The organism is Conyzicola nivalis (genome assembly GCF_014639655.1).
GTDB lineage: Bacteria > Actinomycetota > Actinomycetes > Actinomycetales > Microbacteriaceae > Conyzicola > Conyzicola nivalis.
Window position 1 is genome coordinate 1 of the sequence record NZ_BMGB01000002.1, and the last position, 22,604, is coordinate 22,604.

General features: G+C 67.5%; 26 protein-coding genes, 1 tRNA gene and 1 rRNA gene. 18 read left to right on the forward strand and 10 right to left on the reverse strand.

The features are described from left to right. Positions 1–3 precede the first annotated feature (3 nt). From rrf to IEV96_RS13450, 8 genes are all read left to right on the forward strand, one after another. Positions 4–120: ribosomal RNA gene (gene rrf, locus IEV96_RS13415) — 5S ribosomal RNA — on the forward strand. Positions 121–304: 184 nt separating this feature from the next. Next, positions 305–2,782 (forward strand): ATP-dependent Clp protease ATP-binding subunit, encoded by a 2,478-nt coding sequence (locus IEV96_RS13420; protein ID WP_188511281.1) that lies wholly within the window; start codon positions 305–307, stop codon positions 2,780–2,782. Positions 2,783–2,855: 73 nt separating this feature from the next. Further along, positions 2,856–3,359 carry an amino-acid N-acetyltransferase gene (locus IEV96_RS13425; RefSeq protein ID WP_188511282.1) on the forward strand — a complete coding sequence of 168 codons (504 nt, stop codon included), beginning with the start codon at positions 2,856–2,858 and terminating at the stop codon, positions 3,357–3,359. 63 nt (positions 3,360–3,422) lie between these two features. Then, positions 3,423–4,040: a hypothetical protein gene (locus tag IEV96_RS13430; protein WP_188511283.1), complete on the forward strand. Its 618-nt coding sequence runs from the start codon at positions 3,423–3,425 to the stop codon at positions 4,038–4,040. 3 nt (positions 4,041–4,043) lie between these two features. After that, positions 4,044–4,448, forward strand: a complete 405-nt coding sequence (locus IEV96_RS13435) for an SseB family protein (protein ID WP_188511284.1) — start codon at positions 4,044–4,046, stop codon at positions 4,446–4,448. 70 nt (positions 4,449–4,518) lie between these two features. Continuing rightward, the gene (locus IEV96_RS13440; RefSeq protein ID WP_188511285.1) at positions 4,519–5,295 is read left to right on the forward strand and encodes a glycosyltransferase family 2 protein; all 777 of its coding nucleotides are present in this window, start codon (positions 4,519–4,521) and stop codon (positions 5,293–5,295) included. A gap of 28 nt (positions 5,296–5,323) precedes the next feature. Further along, on the forward strand, positions 5,324–5,524 hold the full coding sequence (locus IEV96_RS13445) for a hypothetical protein (RefSeq protein ID WP_188511286.1): 201 nt from the start codon (positions 5,324–5,326) through the stop codon (positions 5,522–5,524). 101 nt (positions 5,525–5,625) lie between these two features. Next, positions 5,626–7,122, forward strand: coding sequence for an MFS transporter (locus IEV96_RS13450; protein ID WP_229733410.1), 1,497 nt, complete (start codon positions 5,626–5,628; stop codon positions 7,120–7,122). Here the strand turns inward: IEV96_RS13450 and IEV96_RS13455 are convergent, their stop codons facing one another. Then, positions 7,123–7,332 (reverse strand): hypothetical protein, encoded by a 210-nt coding sequence (locus IEV96_RS13455; RefSeq protein ID WP_188511287.1) that lies wholly within the window; start codon positions 7,330–7,332, stop codon positions 7,123–7,125. Positions 7,333–7,369: 37 nt separating this feature from the next. On the opposite strand from IEV96_RS13455, the gene IEV96_RS13460 reads away from it, so the two are divergent. The 7 genes from IEV96_RS13460 to IEV96_RS13490 all read left to right on the forward strand — a co-directional run bounded on the left by IEV96_RS13460 (position 7,370) and on the right by IEV96_RS13490 (position 10,869). Beyond that, a complete protein-coding gene (locus IEV96_RS13460) occupies positions 7,370–8,260 on the forward strand; it encodes an aminodeoxychorismate lyase (protein ID WP_188511288.1) in 891 nt (296 codons plus the stop codon). Between the two features lie 141 nt (positions 8,261–8,401). Further along, positions 8,402–8,794 carry a TraR/DksA family transcriptional regulator gene (locus IEV96_RS13465; RefSeq protein WP_229733411.1) on the forward strand — a complete coding sequence of 131 codons (393 nt, stop codon included), beginning with the start codon at positions 8,402–8,404 and terminating at the stop codon, positions 8,792–8,794. After that, a complete protein-coding gene (locus IEV96_RS13470) occupies positions 8,791–9,975 on the forward strand; it encodes an alcohol dehydrogenase catalytic domain-containing protein (RefSeq protein WP_188511289.1) in 1,185 nt (394 codons plus the stop codon). Before IEV96_RS13465 ends, IEV96_RS13470 begins: the two co-directional genes overlap by 4 nt. Further along, a complete protein-coding gene (locus IEV96_RS13475; RefSeq protein WP_188511290.1) occupies positions 9,975–10,160 on the forward strand; it encodes a hypothetical protein in 186 nt (61 codons plus the stop codon). Before IEV96_RS13470 ends, IEV96_RS13475 begins: the two co-directional genes overlap by 1 nt. Before the next feature lie 46 nt (positions 10,161–10,206). Beyond that, complete coding sequence (locus IEV96_RS13480; RefSeq protein WP_188511291.1) at positions 10,207–10,473, forward strand: hypothetical protein; 267 nt, start codon at positions 10,207–10,209, stop codon at positions 10,471–10,473. After that, on the forward strand, positions 10,470–10,628 hold the full coding sequence (locus IEV96_RS13485) for a hypothetical protein (RefSeq protein ID WP_188511292.1): 159 nt from the start codon (positions 10,470–10,472) through the stop codon (positions 10,626–10,628). The genes IEV96_RS13480 and IEV96_RS13485 overlap by 4 nt, the downstream gene beginning before the upstream one ends. After that, positions 10,621–10,869: a hypothetical protein gene (locus IEV96_RS13490; protein ID WP_188511293.1), complete on the forward strand. Its 249-nt coding sequence runs from the start codon at positions 10,621–10,623 to the stop codon at positions 10,867–10,869. The genes IEV96_RS13485 and IEV96_RS13490 overlap by 8 nt, the downstream gene beginning before the upstream one ends. 75 nt (positions 10,870–10,944) lie before the next feature. Here the strand turns inward: IEV96_RS13490 and radA are convergent, their stop codons facing one another. From radA to IEV96_RS13515, 5 genes are all read right to left on the reverse strand, one after another. Then, positions 10,945–12,303, reverse strand: a complete 1,359-nt coding sequence (radA, locus tag IEV96_RS13495; RefSeq protein ID WP_188511294.1) for a DNA repair protein RadA — start codon at positions 12,301–12,303, stop codon at positions 10,945–10,947. Positions 12,304–12,391: 88 nt separating this feature from the next. Next, on the reverse strand, positions 12,392–12,880 hold the full coding sequence (locus tag IEV96_RS13500) for a hypothetical protein (RefSeq protein ID WP_188511295.1): 489 nt from the start codon (positions 12,878–12,880) through the stop codon (positions 12,392–12,394). 31 nt (positions 12,881–12,911) lie between these two features. Continuing rightward, a complete protein-coding gene (locus IEV96_RS13505; protein WP_188511296.1) occupies positions 12,912–14,129 on the reverse strand; it encodes an ABC transporter permease in 1,218 nt (405 codons plus the stop codon). After that, positions 14,126–14,836 (reverse strand): ABC transporter ATP-binding protein, encoded by a 711-nt coding sequence (locus tag IEV96_RS13510; RefSeq protein ID WP_188511297.1) that lies wholly within the window; start codon positions 14,834–14,836, stop codon positions 14,126–14,128. The genes IEV96_RS13505 and IEV96_RS13510 overlap by 4 nt, the downstream gene beginning before the upstream one ends. Further along, positions 14,836–16,089 carry an efflux RND transporter periplasmic adaptor subunit gene (locus IEV96_RS13515; protein ID WP_188511298.1) on the reverse strand — a complete coding sequence of 418 codons (1,254 nt, stop codon included), beginning with the start codon at positions 16,087–16,089 and terminating at the stop codon, positions 14,836–14,838. Before IEV96_RS13515 ends, IEV96_RS13510 begins: the two co-directional genes overlap by 1 nt. Before the next feature lie 117 nt (positions 16,090–16,206). Between IEV96_RS13515 and IEV96_RS13520 the strand changes: the two genes are divergently transcribed. Continuing rightward, a tRNA-Ser gene (locus tag IEV96_RS13520) sits at positions 16,207–16,297 on the forward strand. A gap of 66 nt (positions 16,298–16,363) precedes the next feature. Here IEV96_RS13520 and IEV96_RS13525 read toward each other — a convergent pair. Further along, the gene (locus IEV96_RS13525) at positions 16,364–16,717 is read right to left on the reverse strand and encodes a hypothetical protein (protein ID WP_229733412.1); all 354 of its coding nucleotides are present in this window, start codon (positions 16,715–16,717) and stop codon (positions 16,364–16,366) included. A gap of 98 nt (positions 16,718–16,815) precedes the next feature. Here IEV96_RS13525 and IEV96_RS13530 point away from each other — a divergent pair, with 98 nt between their 5' ends. Next, the gene (locus IEV96_RS13530) at positions 16,816–17,454 is read left to right on the forward strand and encodes a ScbR family autoregulator-binding transcription factor (RefSeq protein ID WP_188511299.1); all 639 of its coding nucleotides are present in this window, start codon (positions 16,816–16,818) and stop codon (positions 17,452–17,454) included. A 16-nt stretch (positions 17,455–17,470) separates the two neighbouring features. Here the strand turns inward: IEV96_RS13530 and IEV96_RS13535 are convergent, their stop codons facing one another. The 3 genes from IEV96_RS13535 to IEV96_RS13545 form a co-directional block, all read right to left on the reverse strand. Beyond that, positions 17,471–18,520, reverse strand: a complete 1,050-nt coding sequence (locus IEV96_RS13535; protein WP_188511300.1) for an SDR family NAD(P)-dependent oxidoreductase — start codon at positions 18,518–18,520, stop codon at positions 17,471–17,473. 184 nt (positions 18,521–18,704) lie between these two features. After that, positions 18,705–19,733, reverse strand: coding sequence for an ABC transporter permease (locus tag IEV96_RS13540; protein WP_188511301.1), 1,029 nt, complete (start codon positions 19,731–19,733; stop codon positions 18,705–18,707). Continuing rightward, complete coding sequence (locus tag IEV96_RS13545) at positions 19,730–21,250, reverse strand: sugar ABC transporter ATP-binding protein (RefSeq protein ID WP_188511302.1); 1,521 nt, start codon at positions 21,248–21,250, stop codon at positions 19,730–19,732. Before IEV96_RS13545 ends, IEV96_RS13540 begins: the two co-directional genes overlap by 4 nt. Positions 21,251–21,480: 230 nt before the next feature. Between IEV96_RS13545 and IEV96_RS13550 the strand changes: the two genes are divergently transcribed. After that, positions 21,481–22,524: a substrate-binding domain-containing protein gene (locus tag IEV96_RS13550; RefSeq protein ID WP_188511303.1), complete on the forward strand. Its 1,044-nt coding sequence runs from the start codon at positions 21,481–21,483 to the stop codon at positions 22,522–22,524. Positions 22,525–22,604: the final 80 nt, after the last annotated feature.

The following is a 22,604-nucleotide window of genomic DNA, read 5'->3' on the forward strand; positions in this document are numbered from 1 at the left end:
AGTTTCGGCGGCCATAGCGAGAGGGAAACGCCCGGTCACATTCCGAACCCGGAAGCTAAGACTCTCAGCGCCGATGGTACTGCAAGGGGGACCTTGTGGGAGAGTAGGACACCGCCGGACACAATTTGAAGAATAGCCAGCCCTTAGGGGCTGGCTATTCTGCTTTAACGGCCCGTTTCACGAGGCTCGCTTCTCTCTCGGCGTAGCCGTAACGCCCACGGCGAACAGACCCCTTAAACGCAGCATCCGGTGGCTAGTCTCTCTATATCGGCACCAAATCCTGCACGGTGCTTAGGGAGTAAACATGTTTGAAAGATTTACCGACCGAGCACGTCGCGTCGTCGTCCTGGCCCAAGAAGAGGCCAAGATGCTCAACCACAACTACATCGGCACGGAGCACATCCTGCTCGGCCTCATCCACGAGGGTGAAGGCGTCGCAGCGAAGGCTCTCGAGTCGCTCAACATCTCGCTCGACGCTGTGCGCGAGCAAGTCCAAGACATTATCGGCCAGGGTCAGCAGCAGCCGACCGGCCACATCCCCTTCACGCCTCGTGCGAAGAAGGTGCTCGAGCTGAGCCTGCGCGAGGCGCTGCAGCTCGGCCACAACTACATCGGTACGGAGCACATCCTGCTCGGCCTCATCCGCGAGGGTGAGGGCGTCGCAGCCCAGGTGCTCGTCAAGCTGGGTGCCGATCTCAACCGAGTTCGCCAGCAGGTGATCCAGCTTCTCTCTGGCTACCAGGGCAAGGAGGCTGTAGCTGTGGGCGCGAACGACGCCGCACCCGACAAGGGTTCGCAGGTACTCGACCAGTTCGGGCGCAACCTCACGCAGGCCGCCCGCGACGGAAAGCTCGACCCGGTCATCGGGCGCGAGAAGGAGATGGAGCGGGTCATGCAGATCCTCTCCCGCCGCTCGAAGAACAACCCCGTGCTGATCGGTGAGCCCGGCGTCGGCAAGACGGCCGTCGTGGAGGGTCTCGCCCAGGCCATCGTCAAGGGCGATGTTCCCGAGACGCTGAAGGACAAGCAGCTCTACTCGCTCGACCTCGGCTCGCTCATCGCCGGCAGCCGCTACCGCGGTGACTTCGAGGAGCGCCTCAAGAAGGTGACGAAGGAGATCCGCACCCGCGGTGACATCATCGTCTTCATCGACGAGATCCACACGCTGGTCGGTGCAGGGGCCGCGGAGGGCGCCATCGACGCCGCATCCATTCTCAAGCCGCTTCTCGCGCGCGGAGAACTGCAGACGATCGGCGCGACCACGCTCGACGAGTACCGCAAGCACTTCGAGAAGGATGCCGCGCTCGAGCGCCGTTTCCAGCCGGTGCAGGTCCACGAGCCTTCGCTGCCGCACACGATCAACATCCTCAAGGGACTGCGCGACAAGTACGAGGCGTTCCACAAGGTCTCGATCACCGACGGCGCCATCGTCGCCGCGGCGAACCTCGCCGACCGCTACGTGAGCGACCGCTTCCTGCCCGACAAGGCGATCGACCTGCTCGACGAGGCCGGCGCACGCCTGCGCCTCTCGATCCTGTCGGCGCCGCCCGAGCTGCGCGAGTTCGACGACAAGATCTCCGTCGTCCGGGGCCAGAAGGAGGGCGCGATCGAAGACCAAGACTTCGAGAAGGCCGCCTCCCTGCGCGACGAGGAGAAGAAGCTCCTCGGCGAGCGTCTGCGTCTCGAGAAGCAGTGGAAGAGCGGCGACGTCGGAGCCAGCGGAACCGTCGATGAGGGACTCATCGCCGAGGTTCTCGCCCAGGCCACGGGCATCCCGGTCTTCAAGCTGACCGAGGAAGAGTCGAGCCGGCTCATCTTCATGGAGAAGGCGCTGCACATGCGCGTCATCGGCCAGGAAGAAGCCATCTCGGTTCTGTCGAAGACTATCCGTCGCACCCGCGCCGGACTCAAGGACCCGAAGCGCCCCAGCGGCTCGTTCATCTTCGCCGGCCCCACGGGTGTCGGTAAGACCGAGCTCGCCAAGGCACTCGCCGAGTTCCTGTTCGACGACGAGAACGCACTGATCTCCCTCGACATGAGCGAGTACGGCGAGAAGCACACGGTCTCGCGACTGTTCGGTGCTCCTCCCGGATTCGTCGGCTTCGAAGAGGGCGGCCAGCTCACCGAGAAGGTGCGTCGCAAGCCGTTCTCCGTGGTGCTGTTCGACGAGATCGAGAAGGCCCACCCCGACATCTTCAACTCGCTCCTCCAGATTCTGGAAGAGGGACGTCTGACGGATGGCCAGGGTCGCGTCGTCGACTTCAAGAACACCGTGATCATCATGACCACGAACCTCGGCACGAAGGACATCACGGGAACCCCGATCGGGTTCACGTCGTCGACCGACACCGCCACCGGCTACGACCGCATGCGCGGCAAGGTCGTCGAGGAACTGAAGAAGCACTTCAAGCCCGAGTTCTTGAACCGCGTCGACGAGACGATCGTGTTCCCGCAGCTCAGCCCCGAAGAGCTGCTGCAGATCGTCGACCTCTTCCTCAAGCGTCTCAGCGAGCGTCTGCTCGACCGCGACCTCTCGGTTGAGCTGACGGTTCCCGCCAAGGAGCGCCTCATCAAGGTCGGATTCGACCCGTCGCTGGGAGCCCGGCCGCTGCGCCGCGCGGTCCAGCACGAGATCGAAGACGCCCTGAGCGAGAAGATCCTGCACGGCGAGCTCGGCGCGGGCGACCACGTCCACGTCGACTTCATCGACAACGCGTTCGTCTTCACGACCAGCCGCCAGGCCGGCCTGAACGAGGCGGAGCCGATCGCCGTCGAGGCGTAGCCAGAATGCCGAATGAGCCTGTCCCCACGGGGGCAGGCTCATTCGGCGTTTAAGGGGTCTTAGACTCGAAAGCGTGAGTTTCTCCGTGCGGCCGGCCCGAACATCCGACGTTCCCTTTATCCAGGCCCTCGTCGAACCGCTCGTGCAGCAGCGGATCCTGCTCGGCAAGGACCGCGTCGTGTTCTACGAGGCGGTGCAGGAGTTCCGCATCGCCGAGGACGAAGACGGCACACCCATCGGATGCGGCGCGCTGCATGTGATGTGGGAAGACCTGGCCGAGGTGCGCACCCTGGCGGTGGATGCAGCGTGGCTGGGCCACGGCGTCGGGCGGGCGATCCTCGAACAGCTCGAGCGCGATGCCCTCGCCCTCGGAGTGCACCGGTTGTTCTGCCTCACCTTCGAGGTGCCCTTCTTCGAGCGCAACGGATTTCAGCCGACGGGCGAGGGTGTCGTCGATCCCCACGTGTTCGCCGAACTCGCCCGATCGTCCGACGAGGGCGTGGCCGAGTTCCTCGACCTGTCGCGGGTCAAGCCGAACACGCTCGGCAACACCCGTATGCTCAAAATCCTCGCCTGACGACACGCGCACACGCCGACCAATCACCCCGGCGTAGCTCGCGACGGGGCTTACCCTTACCTCATGTCGACGTTCCGCAACCCCGTTGGACCGCAGCCCAGCACGGTCTACTGGCGTCGCCGCCTCGTGGTCGCCCTCGGGCTCGTCGCCGTCATCATCGTGATCGCGCTCATCGCGTTCCGCCCCGGCCCCGACAAGCCGGCGTCGAGCGCCGCAGAGACGAAGCCGAGCAGCTCGGCCACCGCCGACTCATCCGACGCCGCCGGACCTGACGCCGAGTGCGCCGAAGGCGTCGTCGAGGTCGTTGCAATCACCGACGCCGGCGACTACGGCCCCGAACAGCAGCCCCTTCTTTCGCTGTCGATCACCAACACCGGCACCGCCGCCTGCACCTTCAACGCCGGTTCCGACGTGCAGGAATACGTGATCACGAGCGGCGAGGAGAAGATCTGGTCGTCGAAGGACTGCCAGTCGGCGCCCGTGGCCGACCCCCGCGTGCTCGAGCCCGGCGAAGCCCTGACCACGACGCCGTTCCCTTGGGACCGCACCCGCTCGTCGGCAGACACCTGCGCTCCCGAAGCACAGCGCCCCTCGGTCACCGCGGGCGGTGCGAGCTACCACCTCGAGGTCACCATCAACGGCGTCACCTCGACCGACACGAAACAGTTCCTCCTCTCCTGATCCATGGCTAAAAAGACCACACCTCGCAATCCCGAATTCCGTTCCGAAGCACTAGAAGCCGCCCTCAAGGCACAGGATGCCGCGGCCGTCGCGTTCGCGCTGCGCAACGACAAGGTGATCGTGCCGCTGTTGCCCGTGGAGGGTCCGGCGCAGGTGCGCGTGTTCCGACGCGACGACGCCGACAAGTACATGCTGCTGCTGTTCTCCTCGGCCGAGACCTACGTGCGCATGCTGCCGAACGAGACCGACCACCGGGTGCTCGCCTACGACCGGGCGACCCTCCGCGACTTCATCGAGACCAACATAGGGGTGCTTGAAGCGATCTGGTTCGACGTCGCCGGCCCGCACGCGATGCAGGCGGCGCCCGAGGACGTGCTCGAAGCCCTCGTCCTCTCCACCGACGTCTGACCAGCAGGCCCGGCGCGGCGAGTCAAGGCTGTGCGCGCACGCGGCCGTCGCGCCTAGGGTTGGTCGAACCATGAGTGTGATCTCCGTCGTCATCCCCGTCTACAACGACTCGCAGATGCTGCGGCGCTGTCTGGCGGCCCTCGCCGCACAGTCCCGGCCGGCCGACGAGATCGTGGTGGTCGACAACGGCTCTACCGACGACTCGGCGGCCGTGGCCCGCGAGCACGGAGTCCGCATCGTCGTGGAACCGCAGCGCGGTATAGCCGCGGCATCCGCTGCCGGTTTCGACGCGGCCCTTGGCGACCTGCTCGTGCGCCTCGACGCCGACTCGGTTCCCGACCCCGGCTGGCTGCAGCACATCGAGCAACGATTCGACGCCGATGCCACTCTCGACGCCGCGACGGCCACCGCCGAGTTCAACGACACGGGCAGGTTCGCCGCCTGGGTCGGCCGGGTGGTCTACCTCGGCGGGTATTTCCGCGGCATGCAGCTGATGCTCGGCCACCCTCCGTTGTTCGGCTCGAATCTGGCGCTGCGGGCGACCGCGTGGCGGGTCATGCGCGACGGCTTCCACCGCTACAACGCGACGGTGCACGACGACCTCGACCTCAGCTTCCAGGTGCGCCCCGGCATGGTCGTGCTCTACGACGCGGGCATGCGCATGCAGATCTCCGGCCGGCCGTTCGACTCCGCGTGGCTGTTCGCCATCCGTTCGTGGCGCGGGGTCGCGACAATCGCCCTCAACTGGCCCGGGTGGATCGACCGGCGGGTCCGATTCACGCGCGTCGAGAACGCCCGCACGATCAGCGCGCCTGTGACCCGCGACTCGGCGCCATCGCTACCGTAGGCCCCACCCGACACCTCAGGAGGACACAATGACGCCACTCAGCCCGATGGGTGACGAGCCGGCCTCGGTCGACCGTGCGGAGATCGCGATCGGCCACCCGCACACCCTCGGTGTGGAATACGCCGACGACGAGACCCTCGTGCCCGACGGTACGGGAATGGACGTCGCCGATTTCGGCGAGGCACCCGACGTCGAGATGCACGACTACGAGGAGCCGCACACGCTCTGAGCACAGCGACCGTGTTCGCGACGCCTGTCGGCTATAGAGTGGAAACGCCCCCGTCCCCCGCGTGACCTTCCCCAGGCGACGGCGGCCTCGAGAGGCTTAGCGTGACCACGTCCCCACCGTCAGACAATACCGACGACCCTTCGGGTGACGGTGGCTCGCTCTCCGCGCGCGATCGCCGCCGCCTCACCCGTGTGTACAGCGACCGCACGATCGTTTCGGTTCTCGCGGGTACCGGGCTCATCGCCGCGTTTATGCAGACGCTCGTCACGCCCATCATCTCGGATCTGCCGATGCTGCTGGACAGCGTGCCGGCGGATACCTCATGGGTGCTGACGGCGACCCTGCTCGCGGCCGCCATTTCCACGCCTATCTCGGGTCGTCTCGGCGACATGTACGGCAAGCGCCGAATCGTCATCGTGTTGCTCTCGATCATGACCGCCGGCTCCGTGGTCGCGGCGCTCTCCGACGCGGTGATTCCGATGATCGTCGGCCGCTCGCTGCAGGGCATCGGCCTGGGCGTCATCGCCCTCGGTATCAGCATCCTGCGCGACGTGATCCACCCGAAGAACCTCGGCGCGGCCGTGGCGCTCGTCAGCGCGACGCTCGGCATCGGCGGCGCCGTCGGCCTGCCGGTCGCAGCGGTGATCGCGCAGAACTTCTCGTGGCACTACCTGTTCTGGCTGGCGACGGCCCTCAGCGCCGTGGCACTCGTCTTCGTCGCCCGCATCGTCCCCGTGAGCACCCTGCGCACGGCGGGGAAGTTCGACTTCGTCGGCGCGGTCGGGCTGGGGATCGGTCTCATCGGGATACTTCTCGGCGTCTCGAAGGGCACCGAATGGGGCTGGTCGAGTCCTGGCATCCTGAGTCTGCTTATCGGCGGCACCGTCGTTCTGCTGGCCTGGGGTTGGTACGAACTCCGCATCCCCCACGCGCTCATCGACCTGCGCGTGGCCGTGCGACGACCGGTGCTGCTCACCAACCTCACGTCGATCACCGTGGGCTTCTCGTTCTTCATCACCTCGGCGGCGCTGCCGGTGCTGCTGCAGGCGCCGGACACCACCGGCGTCGCGTTCGGCCTGCCGTTGCTTATCGCGAGCCTGTGTCTCATGCCGCTCGGCCTCGTGATGTTCTTCACGTCGCCGGTGGCCGCCCGGCTCTCCAACGCGCGGGGGCCGCGCACGAGCCTCATCCTCGGCGGATCGATCATCGCCGCGACCTTCAGCGCCGGCATCTTCCTCACCGACGAGATCTGGCACGTCGTGGTGATCTCGACGTTCGTGGGGCTCGGCGTCGGTTTCGCCTACGCGGCCATGCCGACCCTGATCATGAACGCGGTTCCGCCGAGCGAGACCGCGGCGGCGAACGGGCTCAACTCGGTGATGCGCACGCTCGGTTCGACCGTCGCGGCCACCATCATCGGGGTGATCCTGTCGACGCAGGTGGTGGAGTCGGGCGGCATCGCCATCCCGACGACCGCGGCGTTCCAGCTGAGTTTCGGCCTGGGTGCGGCGGTGTCGCTCGCGGGTGTCGTGGTGGCGATCTTCATTCCGAAGCGCCGGCAGAGCTACGAGCACACCGCGAGCATCCCCACCCAGTAGCTACTCGGAGACCTCGGCGAGGGTGAGGTCGAACTCGGCCGGCGAGAGCTCGATGCCCGCGTCGTGCAGGCGCTGTTCGAGCAGCACGCGGGTGTCCCCGTCGTGGTTGAGCGAGATGTCCGCCTTGACCTGGCCGATGATTCCGGCGAGGCGGTCGCTGTTGGACGCGTTGTTGCTGTCTTGCATGGGCTCGTTCTGAGTGTCGGACATGCTTTATGCTCGCACTTCTAGGGGCAGAATGGATCAAATGGCACACCACGTTCTCGCGATTCTCAACCAACCGTCAGCCGAAGCCGCGCCGCACGATGCCGATGCCGCACCGTTCGCGTTCGTCGACCCGTCGACGCCCCAGCTCAGCGTGCTCGACCTCGGCGCCACCCGTGGCGACGGTATCTTCGAAACGATCAGCGTGGGCAGCGGCCGCGCCCAGGCGCTCGAGCACCACCTGCGCAGGTTCGCGGGTTCGGCCGAGAAGCTCGAGCTGCCCGCCCCCGACCTCGATGTCTGGCGCGCTGCCATCCTCGCGGCGATCGCCGAGCTGCAGCCCGGTGCCGAGTCGTGGGTGAAGACGGTGCTGACCCGCGGCGTTGAGGGCGACGGCCGCCCGACGGGCTGGGTCTACGCAACGCACACCTCCGACTTCACCCGCGTGCGCACCGAGGGCATCCGGGTCGTGACCCTCGACCGTGGATACCGGCACGACGTCGAGTCGACCTCGCCCTGGCTCCTGGCCGGTGCGAAGACGCTGAGCTACGCCATCAACCGCGCCGTACTGCGCGAGGCGAAACGCCGCGACGCCGACGACGTGGTCTTCGTATCCAGCGACGGTTTCGTTCTCGAAGGGCCGACGTCGACGGTGATCTACCGCGTGGGCGACCGCGTGCTCACGCCCGGCACGGGCCTCGGCATCCTCGACGGGACCACCCAGGCCAACGTCTTCCGCTATGCGGAAAGCCTCGGGCTGAGCACCGGCTTCGAACTCGCCACCCCGGATCAACTGCGCGGGGCGGATGCCGCGTGGCTGGTGTCGAGCGTGCGGCTGGCCGCACCCGTGCGTCAGCTCGACGGGCAGCCGGTCGCGGTGGACGCGGAATTCACCGCTGGACTGAACGAGTATCTGTTGGGGCTGCGGGACTAAAACCCTCGGTCGCAGGCTCCCTCGGCGCTGGGGTCGCGCAAACGCTGGCGCGTTTGCCATAGCTCCACCGCGCGCGCTATCAAATTGCGCGGGGCCGCGATAGGGGTTGGTCGTGTCGGCGGTCGGGTGTGGACTGACTGCATGACTGGGATTGCAGAACAAACCTCCGTGCTCACGGCCGAACAGCAGAAGTCGATGCGCAACATGCTCGCCGCCGACCGTGACTCGACCGAATCGCTGGTAGCGCAGCTCGCGGCCGACCTCGATTCGTTCACGGGGTCGCGCACCGACAGCGCGACCGACGACGAGCACGACCCCGAGGGCCCGACGCTCGCGTTCGAGCGTTCTCAGTCCGCGGCCATCCTCGGTCAGACGCGCGAACACCTCGAGCAGATCGAGCACGCGATCGTGCGGCTCGACGAGGGCGACTTCGGTACCTGCGCCACCTGCGGCAACACGATCCCCTTCGCCAGGCTCGAGGCACGCCCCTACTCGACGCAGTGTGTCGCCTGCGCGAGCAAGGCGCGTCGATGAAGGCCGTCACCTGGCAGGGCAAGCGCAAGGTCAGCGTCGACAACGTCGCTGACCCCATCATGCTCGAACCGACCGACGCCATCATCCGGGTCACGTCCACCGCCATCTGCGGTTCCGACCTCCACCTCTACGAACTCCTCGGACCCTTCCTCGACGCCGGCGACATCCTCGGCCACGAGTCGATGGGAACGGTCGTCGAGATCGGCGACTCCGTCACCGCGTTGAAGGTGGGCGACCGCGTGGTCGTCCCGTTCAACATCGCCTGCGGCCAGTGCTTCATGTGCCAGCGCGGGCTGCAGAGCCAGTGCGAGACGACCCAGGTGCGCGAGCAGGGCTCCGGCGCCGCGCTGTTCGGCTACACCAAGCTCTACGGTCAGGTTCCCGGCGGTCAGGCCGAGTTCCTGCGCGTTCCCCTCGCCGACTACAACACCATCCCCGTCGGCACCGACCTGCCCGACGAGCGCTACCTCTTCCTCAGCGACATCCTGCCCACCGCGTGGCAGGGCGTTAAGTACGCGAACGTGCCCGAGGGCGGAACGCTCGCCGTTATGGGCCTCGGCCCCGTCGGCCAGTTCGTCTCCCGCGTCGGCCGTCACCTCGGCTACGAGGTGCTGGCCGTCGATCCCGTCCCCGAGCGCCGGGCCATGGCCGAGCGCCACGGCATCGAAACCTGGGACCTCACGGCGGATACGACGGCCGAACTGAAGGAGCGCACCATGGGCCGCGGGCCCGATGCGGTGGTCGACGCCGTGGGCATGGAGGCGCACGGCAACCCGGTGGCCGGGTTCGCGCAGGCCGCGGTGGGCTTCCTGCCCGACGCGATCGCGCGCAAGGCGATGGACGTCGCGGGCATCGACCGTCTCGCCGCGATGTATGCCTCGATCGACCTCGTGCGTCGCGGCGGCACCGTATCGCTGAGCGGCGTCTACTCGGGCGAGGCCGACGTGATGCCGATCAAGACCATGTTCGACAAGCAGGTGAGCCTGCGCATGGGCCAGTGCAACGTGAAGAACTGGATCGACGACCTGATGCCCCTGGTCGAAGACCCCGCCGACCCCCTGGGCGTGACCGACCTCGTGACGCATTCCGTGCCGATCGACCGCGCCCCCGAGATGTACGAGACGTTCCAAAAAAAGCACGACGGCTGCATCAAAGTCGTGCTCAAACCGGCAGGAGAGTAATGAGCGACACCAGCAACCCCGACCCGATCTACGAAGACGGCGGCGTACCAGCCGACGCCGACCTGAACCCTGAGGGCGGTGAGGTCACCGAGGCTCTGCCCGGCGGCTCACGCCTCAACGAGGGAGAAGACGACGGGCTCACCGAAGACGAAGTGCGGCCCGACGCCGGCTCAGCACTTCCCTGAACAGATGCTTCCCTGACGCAACTCTCCACAGAAAGGCAGAATCACAATGGCAAAAGGATGGATCATTCTCGGCTTCGCGGCCGGGTACGTAGTAGGAAGCGCCGCAGGGCGCAAACAGTTCGAGCGCATCAAGTCGACGGTGAACGACCTGTGGGAGCGCCCCGAGGTGCAGAAGACGGTCAAGAAGGTCGACGAATTCGTCGAAGACAAGGCACCCGTCGCGCATGATCTCGGCGCGGCAGCAGCCGACAGTGTCAATGCGACCTCGACCAAAGCATCATCCACCGACGAACCGACAGGATCGAACTCATGAGCGACGCAAAAGACACCGGCACCAACGACGCGGTCTACGGTGACATGGAGAATGCCACGAACACCGATCCGAACGAGACGGTAGACGTGGAAGAGACCCAATCGGACATCGTGTCCGGCGGATCTCCCGAGCCAGTAGGAGAAGACGATGAGTGACCCCGCGGACGAGCCGGCTTACGAGCAGCTCGGCGAAGACGGCAACCCGTTTGCCAAGGCCGAAAACCCCGACGCCCTGATCGAGGGCAACCGCGTGGCGACGGCCGCCGACATGGAGTCGAGCGACGAGGTCGACGCTACCGAGGGCGGCGGGTACGAGGGCGAAGCCCCCAACCTGCCCCTCGCGAGCCAGGGCCAGCGCGACGGCACCTCGGCCGAGGGTGACAACAACAACCAGTAGTACCCCGCGGGTTGAGCCTGTCGAAACCGCTCGTTCGGGTTTCGACAGGCCCAACCCGCTTAACGGCTCAACACGCTAGAACTGAGGCGCGTCGACGCGCTCGACCGTGGACCGGGTGAATGCCTGCCTCAGCGCCTCGCGGAGGTGGATCGCCTCGGAGTCGATGATCGTTGTGAAGCCAAGCCGCTTCGCTTCGGCCACCCGCTGCTTAGCCGAGGACGCCGGGCGGATCTCGCCGGCGAGGCTGATCTCGCCGATGACCGCCTGCGTGAGGGGGAACGCCTTGTCGTTGAACGCGCTCGCGATGGCTAACGCGATCGCCAGGTCGGCTCCGGGTTCGGTGACGCGGATTCCGCCCACGGTCGAGACGTAGACGTCGACCTCGGACAGCTTCAAGCCCGCCCGACGCTCGAGCACGGCGAGCAGCATCGCGACACGCGAGCCGTCGACGCCGTTGACGACGCGGCGCGGCTGCGGAGCGTTGCTCTTGACGATGAGCGCCTGCACCTCGACCGGCAGCGACCGCCGCCCCTCGACCGCGATCGTGACGCACGTGCCGCTCACCGGCTGGCGCGCGCGGGAGAGGAAGAGCCCGCTGGGATCGGCTACCTCGGCGATGCCGTCGCCCGTCATCTCGAAACAGCCGACCTCGTCGGTGGGGCCGAAACGGTTCTTGTGCGAGCGCACGAAGCGCAGCGCAGTCTGGCGGTCGCCCTCGAACTGCAGCACGACGTCGACGAGGTGTTCGAGCAGGCGGGGTCCGGCGATTGAGCCGTCTTTCGTGACATGCCCGACGAGCAGCACGGGGAGGTTGCGGTCTTTGGAGACGCGGATGAGGGTGGATGCCACCTCCCGCACCTGAGACGGACCGCCCGCTAGACCCTCCGACAGCGACGACGACACGGTCTGCACCGAGTCGACGATGACGAGTTGCGGTTCGACGGCGTCGATCTGGCCGAGGATCGTGGCGAGGTCGGTTTCGGCGGCGAGGTAGAGGGTGGGCTGCAACGCGTTCGTGCGCTGTGCGCGCAGGCGCACCTGGCTCACCGATTCTTCGGCCGAGACGTAGAGGACGCGCTGCCCGGTGGCCGCGGCGCGCGAGGCCACCTCGAGCAGCAGCGTGGACTTGCCGACGCCCGGCTCGCCGCTGAGCAGGATGGCGGCGCCCGGAACGATGCCGCCGCCCAGTACCCGGTCGAATTCGGCGATGCCGCTCGGCCAGTGCGCTACTGATTCCGCGCCGATCTCGGTGATCGGGCGGGCTCCCCGCGCATCCGAAATCTTGAGGGGCGTGACGCCACGAGGCGCGAGGCCGACGGTCTCTGCCTGGTCGACGACGGTGCCCCAGGCCTGGCACTCGCCGCAGCGGCCGACCCACTTGATGCTGGAGGCGCCGCACTCGGTGCAGCGGAAATTGGTGGTGACGCGGGCCATTCGCTCAGCCTAGGCGAGGCCACCGTCACGGGCAGACAGCGATGCGCGGGACGTCCGAAACCCGGACGCCCCGCGCATCGGGGGAGGACTAGTTCGACGAGGAGTCGGTCGGCGGGGTTCCGCCGCCCATGCCGCCGCCGAAGCCGGTGGCTCCCTCGGAGATCGACGTGGCTGCGACGCTGCCGTCGTCGTCTGCCTCGCCGACGACCGTGAGGCTGTCGCCCTCGGCGAGAGCGGAGACCGAGCTGTCCTCGGTGGTGGTGACGGTCGTGTCGTCCGTCGTCGTTACGGTGACGGTGGAGCCGTCGCTGGTTTCGATCGTGACGGTGTCGCCGTCGACCGCGATGACGGTGCCCGACGTGAAGCCGCCGCCGGCGCCGCCCGCGAAGCCGCCGGTCGGTGCCTCGCCTGTGGCGCCGTCGGGGCGCGTCATGCCGCCGGCCGCCTGCGAGCTGCTGGCGGTGTTCTGGCCGATGAGCACGCCGCCGAAGATGCCGATGCCGAGCGCGGCGACGATGACGAGGATCGGGGTGATGAAGCGGGCGGCCGACTTCTTGGCCGGGGTGGTGTTGGTCATGATGGTGTCCTTCGGTTGTGGTGGGTGGGGGTCAGACGGCCCGGAGGGCCTGGATGGGGCGCATCGCCGCGGCGCGGGCGGCGGGGTAGACGCCGAAGAACACGCCGATCGCGACCGAGACTCCGAGGGCGAGCGGGATGGAGTAGTCGAGAACGACCGGCTGGGTGCCGTAGATCTTGTAGTTCGCGCCGATGAGCGCGGCGACCACGCCCAGCAGGCCGCCGAGCAGGGTGAGCGTCGCCGCCTCGGCGAGGAACTGGCCGAGGATCGCGCCCCGGGTGGCGCCGAGCGCCTTGCGGATGCCGATCTCCTTGGTGCGCTCGGTGACGGACACGAGCATCACGTTGGTGACGCCGATGCCGCCGACGAGCAGGCTGATGGCCGCGACGACGCCGAGAAGCACGGTGAAGCTGTCGGCGCTCTCCTCCTGGGTCTCCAGAAGGGAGCTCTGGTTGCTGATCGAGTAGCTCTCGTCGTCTTCGGTCTGGCCGAGCAGTTGGTTGAGCATGATCTCGATCTCGCCCTCAGCGGCGTCTACCGAGTCGGAGTCGGTCGCCTCGACCGAGAGGGTGGAGACGGCGCCGAATCCGGTGAACGACTTCTGGATGCGCGTGATGGGCGCGATGACCACCGAGTTCGCGTCGGTCGCGCCCGTGCTGCTCTGGTTCTCGAGCACGCCCACGACGGTGAACGGGGTGCCATCGACGGTGATCGATTCGCCGAGCGCCGACCCCGAGGGGAAGAGGGTGGTGGCGAGGGTCTGGCCGATCACGGCGACCTTCGCCGAGCTGGTGACCTCCGCGTCGGTGAACGCCTCGCCGGTGCCGACGCCGGTGGTGCCCACCTCGAAGTAGTTGGTCGTGGTGCCGATGATGCTGACACTGTCGCTCGACGCGTTCGCGGACGACACCGTGAGGCTCGCGCTCACCTGGGGTGTGACGGATGACACGTGGCCGAGGTCGGCCGCGGCGAGCTGGTCTGCCACCGCCGTCGTGATCACCTTGTCGGTGCTCGCCGCGGTGGACTCCTCTCCTCCACCACCGCCCATTCCGCTCGCGCGCACCGTGATGGTGTTGGCGCCGAGGCCGGAAATAGCGTTCTTGACCTCCTGGGCCGAGCCGTTTCCCACGGCGAGCAGCAGAATGACGGAGGCCACACCGATCATGACCCCGAGGAGGGTCAGGATGGAACGCAGCTTGTTGGCCGTGACGCCGCGGAAGGCCGAGATGAGGATCTCGAAGACGCTCATGCGAGCACCGCCTTGGGGGCGTGCGCGTTGAGCCGGTCGTCGACGATGAGTCCGTCGCTGATGGTGATAACGCGGTGCGCGCGCTCGGCGACGTGGTCTTCGTGCGTGATGATCACGATGGTCTTTCCCTGGGCGGCGAGCGAGTCGAACAGGCCGAGGATGTCGTCGGTCGACTCGTTGTCGAGGTTTCCGGTCGGTTCGTCGGCGAGGATCAGCGTCGGGTTGGTGACGAGGGCGCGGGCGATCGCGACGCGTTGCTGCTGGCCGCCGGAGAGTTCCTGCGGTTCGTGGCCGGAGCGCGCCACGAGCCCGACGTTGTCGAGTGCCTCGAGCGCCCGTTGGCGGCGCTCGCCGCGGGAGACCCCGCCGTAGACGAGGGGCAGCTCCACGTTGGCGAGCGCCGACATGCGCGCGATCAGGTTGAACGACTGGAAGATGAACCCGATCTCCCTGTTGCGCACCTTGGCGAGCTCGTTCTCGGTGAGCGAGGCGACGTCGTGCCCGGCCAGGGAGTAGGTTCCGTGCGACGCGATGTCGAGACATCCGAGCAGGTTCATCAACGTGGACTTTCCCGACCCGGAGGGTCCCATGATCGCCACGTAGTCGCCCGCCTCGACGGCCAGGTCGATGCCGCGCAGGGCGTGCACGACGGCCTCGCCCGTGCCGTAGACCTGCTGCACCTCGTCGAGTTCGAGTACGAGCGTCATCAGTTGCCGCCGGGGAACGTGCCGCCGGTGGGGGGAGTGAAGCCGCCGGTTCCGCCGCCGCCCCCGCCAGGGAAGCCGCCCTGCTCGGTGGTCGTGCCGGTGTCGCTCTCGGTGGTCGCGGCCACCTCGCCGAGCACGATCGTCTGGCCCTCGGTGAGTCCCGAGGTGATCTCGGTGCCGGCGTCGCCGGCCACACCGAGCTCGACCGTGGTCGTGGTGACCTCGTCGTCGTCGCCGATCACGTCAACCGTCGACGTGCCGTCGGTCGCTGTGGTGATTGCCGCGGTGGGCACGTAGAGGGCGTCGTCGGCGGAGCTGACGGTGGTGATGGTGACCTCGGCGGTCTGCCCGAGCCGTAGTTCGGCGGGCACGGAGTCGAGGGTGATCGTCGTGGAGTAGGTGACCACGGAGTTGCTCGTGGTTCCGGTCGGGGCGATCGCGGTGACGGTCGCGGTGGCCGTGACGTCGGCGAGGGCCGGGAAGGTGACGTCGGCCGTCTGGCCGACCGCGACGAGGGCGATGTCGGCCTCGGCGATCGCGGCGGTCATGGTCATCTTCGAGGTGTCGGCGATCGTCACGAAGCCGCCGCTCGACGTGGTCGTGGTGCCCGTCTCCGCCTCGGTGGTGGAGCTGCCGGCCGCGCTCGAGCCGCTGCTGCCGCCGACCGTCCCCCCGACCGCGGTGACGATGCCGCCGAACGGTGCCACGAGCACGGCGTCGGCGCGGTTGGCATTCGCGGTGGCGAGGGCGTCCGTGGCATCCGCCACTTTGTCCTTCGCGTCGAGAACCTGCGTCTTCGCGCTCGAAAGTTCTTGAGCGGCACCCGAGGCGGTTTGCTGATCGGTGGATGACGCGTCGGCGGTAGCTGTCGCGACGGCGGCGTTCGCCGTGGCGAGGTCCGTTTTGGCCCGGGTCAGCGTGTTCGTGGCCGACGTGACCTCCTTGTCGAGGTCGGTCGGATCGAGCGAGCCGACCTGCTGCCCTTCGGACACGGCCTGGCCGAGGGCGACGTCGACCGTCGCGATCGTGCCCGAAACGGCGAAGTCGGCGGTGACCTCGCGCCACGCCGCGACCGAGCCGCTCGCGGTGATCGTGCTGCTCACGGTCCCCTGCTGCACGGTCGAGGTGAGCTGCGTCGCCTCGGTCGAGGTGGTCGCCTGGGCGGGCAGCAGGATGAGGAGACTCGCGGCTATGGCGCCAGCGATCACGATGCCTAGGGACGTGTTGATGAGCACGGGTCGGGAAATCTTCATTCCCGCAGAGTGCGGGAGCGGTCTATGCGCGTTCTAGGCCGAACCTGTGAAACGGCCGTGTGCGCTTTCCCGGCCCCGATTCTGGATGTGAGTCATCTCTGTACTAAGATCGTCCTCGGAACCGTGTCCGAGCGGCCGAAGGTGCAACTCTCGAAAAGTTGTGTGGGTGTTGAGCCCACCGTGGGTTCAAATCCCACCGGTTCCGCCAGAAACAAACCCCGTCATCCTCGTGATCACGGGGTTTTTTCTGTTTCGCGAGCTTTTCGGGGCCCAGTCAGCCGTCGGTATCCGTCCAGGACGCGATGCCTACGCCGTGGTTGTCGGGCGACGCGAGCGACCACCAGTCGGGTGCGTGCGAATCGTCGGCGAGTCTCCCTCCGGCGGCGAGGGCGGCGTCTACCCGCGCACGGGCCATGCCGATCGACTGCGCCAGCGTCGGATCGGGGGTCAGCTTCAGCTCTGCCGCTGCCTCGGACGCCTCCGCGGCGAACTCTGTGGCGGCCCTGGGGATGCCGTCGGGACTGCGGTGCGGCACGCGCACGACGACGCCCTCGGGTCGCAGGTCCTGCGGGCCCGTGCCTGTGACGCGCCAGCCGGCGCTACACAGTACTCGCAGGGCGGTGCGCACCGCGGGGGCGGGGCGCGCGCAGACGACAGCTAGGGGGTGCGCCGACCCCGGGTCATCCGTCGTTCTAAAATGAGAGTCCCTACCAGATTGGACTCGCGATGGCGCGACAGGAACGAGCGCGGATCACGCGAGACCGCCTCATCGACGCTGCCGCGAGCACCTTCTGCCGGCTCGGGTACGTGGCGACCACCACTTCGGATATCGCCAATGAGGCCGGCGCGACCCGCGGCGCGCTGTACTTCCACTTCACGTCGAAGGAGAAGATCGCGCGCGCGGTGATCGAGGAGGAGCAGCGGCGGGCAGTCGAGGCGGGCACCCACATCATGGCGCTGAATCGGTCGGCGGTCGAGACAATGCTGCTGCTGTGCACCGACCTCGCCCGGAGGCTCAGGGCGGACCCGATCGTGCAGGCGGGCATCCGGCTCGCCACCGAGAACGCGAACCTGGACCCGCCGCTGCGCTCGCCCTACCGGCAGTGGCTCGAGACCTTCTCGGCGATCGCCGCCCGGGCGGTCCGCGAGGGCGACTTCCGGGATAACGTCGACCCCGAGGCCTTCGCGCGGTTCCTGATCCCCGCCTACACCGGCGTTCAGCTGGTCTCCGACACTTTCACGGGGCGCGAAGACCTGATGCTGCGTATCCGGGAGATGTGGACGTTCCTCTTTCCCGCGGTGGTCGCGACCGATCGGGCGCAGGATATGCAGGCACTGCTCGACGAGCTCATCCCCGCCGAGTAGCGCCTGACGCGGGAGACTACGCGGCGGACCAGCCGCCGTCGGAGGGCAGCACGACGCCGTTCACATTGACGCCGTCATCGCTCAGCAGGAAGGTGATGGATGCCGCGAGCGCATCGCTCTCGGCGGCGTCGGGCATGACCGACATACCGACTCGCACGCGCTCCGCGCCGAGGGGAGACGCGAAGGTCGCCTCGATGTTGGTGATCGTGGGTCCGGGCGCGACCGCGTTGACGCGGATGCCGCTCGGCCCGTACATGAACGCGCCGCTCTTGGTGAGGCCGACGACCGCGTGCTTCGACGCCGTGTAGGCCGCGCCCGCCGCGGAGCCGCGCAGCGCCGCCTCCGACGCGGTGTTCACGATGGAACCGCTCGCCTGGGCGAGCATCGCGGGGATGACGGCGCGCATGAGCTTCATCGTGCCGTCGACGTTGATCGAGAAGACGCGCTTCCACACGGCGTCCGAGATCTCGCCGACCGGTGTCATGTCGTCCATGATGCCGGCGATGTTGGCGAGGCCGTCGATGCGGTCGCCCGCGGCAGCGACGATCGCTGCGATCGCGTCGTCGTCGGTGATGTTCGCGACGACCGCGACGATGTCGCCGCCCGGGATCGAGCCGACGAACTCGTCGAGGCGCTCCTGCGAGATGTCGACGGCGATGACGCGGCCGCCCTCGCGCGCGACGCGCGACGCGGTCGCCCGGCCGATGCCCGATCCGGCGCCGGTGACGATGATCGTCTTGCCGCTGAAACGTCCGGAGTCGATACGCTCCACCCACGGTTCGCGTTCCACCGGTGCATCCGCGGTCTCTTCGACCGCCTCGGCGGCGGCGGCGCCCTCGGGAACTTCTCCGGCCTCGACCCGCGCGACGAGCCCGTCGATCATCTCCTGGGTGAAGGCGCCCTTGCTCAGCTTGACCAGGCGCTTGATCGCGAGCATGCGCACCGGGCGCATGACCTCGGCGCTCTGGCCCGCCTGCGCGAGCATGTCGCGGATGATCGGCCCGCCGACGGGGTGGTCGAGCCAGGTGGCGATGGACGAGTCTCCGGAGAGTGTGGTGGGGGTCATGCGCGGGCTTCCTTCTTGGTAGTGGCGAACCGGACAACATTGTCCGCGCTCAGGCTACACCCCGTCGCTGACCGTCCCGCCGTGCCAAATGCAGGAGATTTCGCGTCGAGTCACACGTTCACGCGGGAGGACGGGCGTCCAGCCGAAAATCTCCTGCATTTGGTACAAAAGCGGGGTTGGCGCGCTACGACTTGCGCACGCCGCGGTTCGCGAAGCGCTGCTGGATGAGCACCGCGATCACGATGATCGCGCCCTTGGTGATCGCCTGCACCGAGGTGTTGAGGTTGTTCTGCGTGAAGATGTTCGTGAGCACGTTGAAGATCAGGATGCCGAGGACGGTTCCGACGATCGTGCCGCGACCTCCGGCGAGCAGTGTGCCGCCGACGACGACCGCGGCGATCGCGTCGAGCTCGTAGAGCGTGCCGTGCGTCGAGGTGCCCGACGTGGTGCGGCCCGTGAGCATGATGCCGGCGATGCCGGCGGTGAGACCGCTCAGTGCGTAGAGGTAGACGATGTGTCGCTTCACGTTGATGCCGGCGAGGCGCGCGGCCTCGCGGTTGCCGCCGATGGCGACGGTGCGACGGCCGAACGTCGTGCGGTTGAGCAGGATCCAGCCGGCGGCGGAGACGAGGATGAAGATCCACACGAGCGTCGGAACGCCCAGGAAGTTGCCGTCGGAGAACTCGAGGAAGCCGCGCACCTTCACGGTCTGGGTCGTGCGGTTCGAGAGGATCTCGGCGAAACCGCGCGCGGCGATGAGCATCGCGAGGGTGGCCATGAAGGCCACCACGTTTCCGTAGGCGATGATGATGCCGTTGATCACGCCCGCTGCGAGGCCGACGGCCAGGGCGACGATGATCATGAGCGGCCAGAACGACGCCGCCGAGGCCTGCACGGCGGCGAGCGTCGCCACCACCGACGACAGTCCGAGCACCGAGCCCACCGACAGGTCGATGCCGCCCGAGATGATCACGAAGGTCATGCCGATCGCGAGCACGCCGGTCACCGACGCGAGCCGCACGATCGTCAGCACGTTGCTGATGCTCGTGAATCGGTCGCCGCTCGTCACCGCCCCCACGACGATGAGCAGCAGCAACGCGATGACGAGGCCGATGTTGCGGCCGGCGGCGCTGCCGAGGAATCTGCGCAGGGTGGCGGATGCCCGATTCGAACTCGCCTGCTGTTCTTCGGGGGCTGCGGTCTGGTGGCTCATGCTGCGCTTCCTTTCATAACCAGGTCGAGAACGCCCGATTCGTCGATGTCTGTGGCCGCCACGATGTCGAGGGTCTCGCCCTCGGCGATCACGAGCACCCGGTCGGCGAGACCGAGCACCTCTTCTATCTCGCTCGAGACCACGACGATCGCGGTCTTCGCGGCGGAGAGCTGTCTGATCAGCGAGTAGATCTCGGCGCGCGCACCTACGTCGACGCCGCGCGTCGGCTCGTCGAGCAGCAGCACGGTCGTGCCGTGCACGAGCCAGCGGGCGAGCATGACCTTCTGCTGGTTGCCGCCGGAGAGCAGGCCGACAGCGCGGTCGGGGTCGGCGGGCCGCAGCTCGAGCGACTCGAGCTGGTTGCGCGCGGTCGACCGCTCGAGCTTCTCGTTGAGGAAACCGCCGCGGGCGAACCGGGCGAACGACGACAGGGTGACGTTGCGGTAGATCGGCTGCTCGAGGATGAGACCCTGGCTCTTGCGCTCCTCCGGCGACAGCCCGATGCCGTTGCCGACCGAGGCGGGCACCGAGCCGCCGCGCACGGTCTTGCCCAGCACCGATACCTCCCCGGCGGTCGGTTTGATCGCGCCGTAGATCGTTTCGAGAATCTCGGAACGGCCCGAGCCGACCAGCCCGGCGAGACCGAAGATCTCGCCGGCGCGCACGCTGAACGACACCGGTTCGAAGACGCCTTTCACCGAGAGGCCCTCGACGCGGAGTACCTCCTCCGCGTCATCCGCAATCGGAACCGCCGGAGGGAAGACGTTCTCGACGTCGCGCCCCGTCATCAGGGTGATCAGTTTCGGCGTGGGGGTGTCGGCGACGGTGAGACCGCTCGCGGTGGTGCGCCCGTCTTTGATCACGGTGATGCGGTCGCCGATCTCGCGGATCTCGGCGAGACGGTGCGAGATGTAGACGACAGCGATGCCGTCGTTCGTGAGCTCGCGCACCACTCGGAACAGGTTCTTCACCTCTTCGGAGTCGAGAACGGCGCTCGGTTCGTCCATAACGATGAGCCGGATGTCACGGGAGAGCGCCCTGGCCATGGAGACGATCTGCTTGTTGGCGGGCGAGAGGGAGCCAACCTCCCGCGACGGCGACAGGTCGCCGTGACCGAGGCGCTTCAGCAGGGCCTTCGCGCGCCGGTGGGCCTCGCGCACCTTCAGCACTCCGCCGGTCGAGAGTTCGTGGCCCAGGAAGATGTTCTCGGCGATGGTGAGGCCGTCGACGACGTCGAGCTCCTGGTACATCGTGGCGATGCCGAGATCGAGGGCGGCGGTCGGGTCGGCGATCGTCACACTCTCGCCGCGCCAGAGCAGTTCGCCCTGTTCGGGCGTGTAGACGCCGGCGAGAACCTTGATGAGGGTGGACTTTCCGGCGCCGTTCTGGCCGAGCACGCAGTGCACCTCGCCGGGGACTATCGAAAAGTCGACGCCCTTGAGCGCGGCGACCCCCGCGAAGGACTTTGTCACTCCGCGCACCTCGAGGAGGGGCGAACCATGGTCATCGTTGATCATGACCGCAGGCTAGCAGAGAACGGGTGCATCTCGGCCATAACTTGTATTGAGATTTGCAGCTTTTGTTTTTAATCGGAGAAAGCTGTTCCTTTGGCGTCAGCGCTCTGCTACGTTGCATCCATTGTCGATGTGGACAGAGTGACGCGGGTCCGGCAGAGCTGCCGACGCGGGTCGCGGGTGTTTCGCGTCGGCGCCAGAGGCATCCGCATTCACCCACACTGGAGGACCACATGCTTTCCACCCGCTCATCGCAGCGCAAAACGCTCGCGCTCGTCGGAACCACCGTCGTGATCGCCGGGCTGCTCGCCGGCTGCACGACCGGCACCACCGACACCCCCGGCTCCGCCCCCACGAACAACACCGAGAACGACGAGACCGGCGACACCATCGTCATCGGCTTCTCGGGCCCCGCCGCCGACCACGGCTGGCTCGGCGCCATCAACTCGGCGGCGATCGCCGAGGCCGCGAAGTACCCCGACATCGACCTTCGGGTCGCGGAGGGCACCAATGACGCGAGCCTGCAGATCAGCCAAGTCGAAGGTTTCATCAACGACAAGGTCGACGCGATCGTGCTGCTGCCGACCGACGGCGCGGCGCTGACCGACGTGGCCACCAAGGCGATGGAGGCCGGCATCCCGGTCATCAACGTCGACCGCGAGTTCTCGTCGACGTTCGCCGCCCGGGCCACCATCCTCGGTGACAACTACGGCATGGGCGTCAGCGCCGGAACGTACATCTGCGAGCAGGTGGGCGACAACCCCGACGCCGTGATCGCGGAGATCGCCGGCATCGACTCGCTGCCGCTCACGCAGGATCGCAGCCAGGGCTTCGCCGACGCCCTCGACGACTGCGGTCTCGAAGTGTCGAACCGGGTCGCCGCCGACTTCACCGTCGCCGGCGGCGAGGCCGTCACCTCGCAGCTGCTCTCGGCCGCTCCCCAGATCGACGCCCTCTGGAACCACGACGACGACCAGGGCCTCGGCGTGCTGGCCGCGATCGAGTCGGCCGGACGCGACGAGTTCATCATGGTCGGCGGCGCCGGCTCGAAGAACGCGATGGACCTGATCAAGTCGGGCGACAGCGTTCTCAAGGCCACGGTCATCTACCCGTCGACGCAGGCCGCCGACGGCATCCGCCTCGCCCGCCTCGTGGCACAGGGCAAGGCGCTCGGTGACCTCGTCGAGGTCGAGGTTCCCAGCCGCATCGTGCTGAACGCGCCGGTGGTCACCTCGGAGAACGTCGACAAGTACCTGCCGACCGCGTTCGAGTCCTAGAAACCACGCGTCAGGGGGGTGCGCCCGCGTCGTGAGGCGCGGGCGCACCCGTACAGAGAGGCCACGACATGTCCACATCC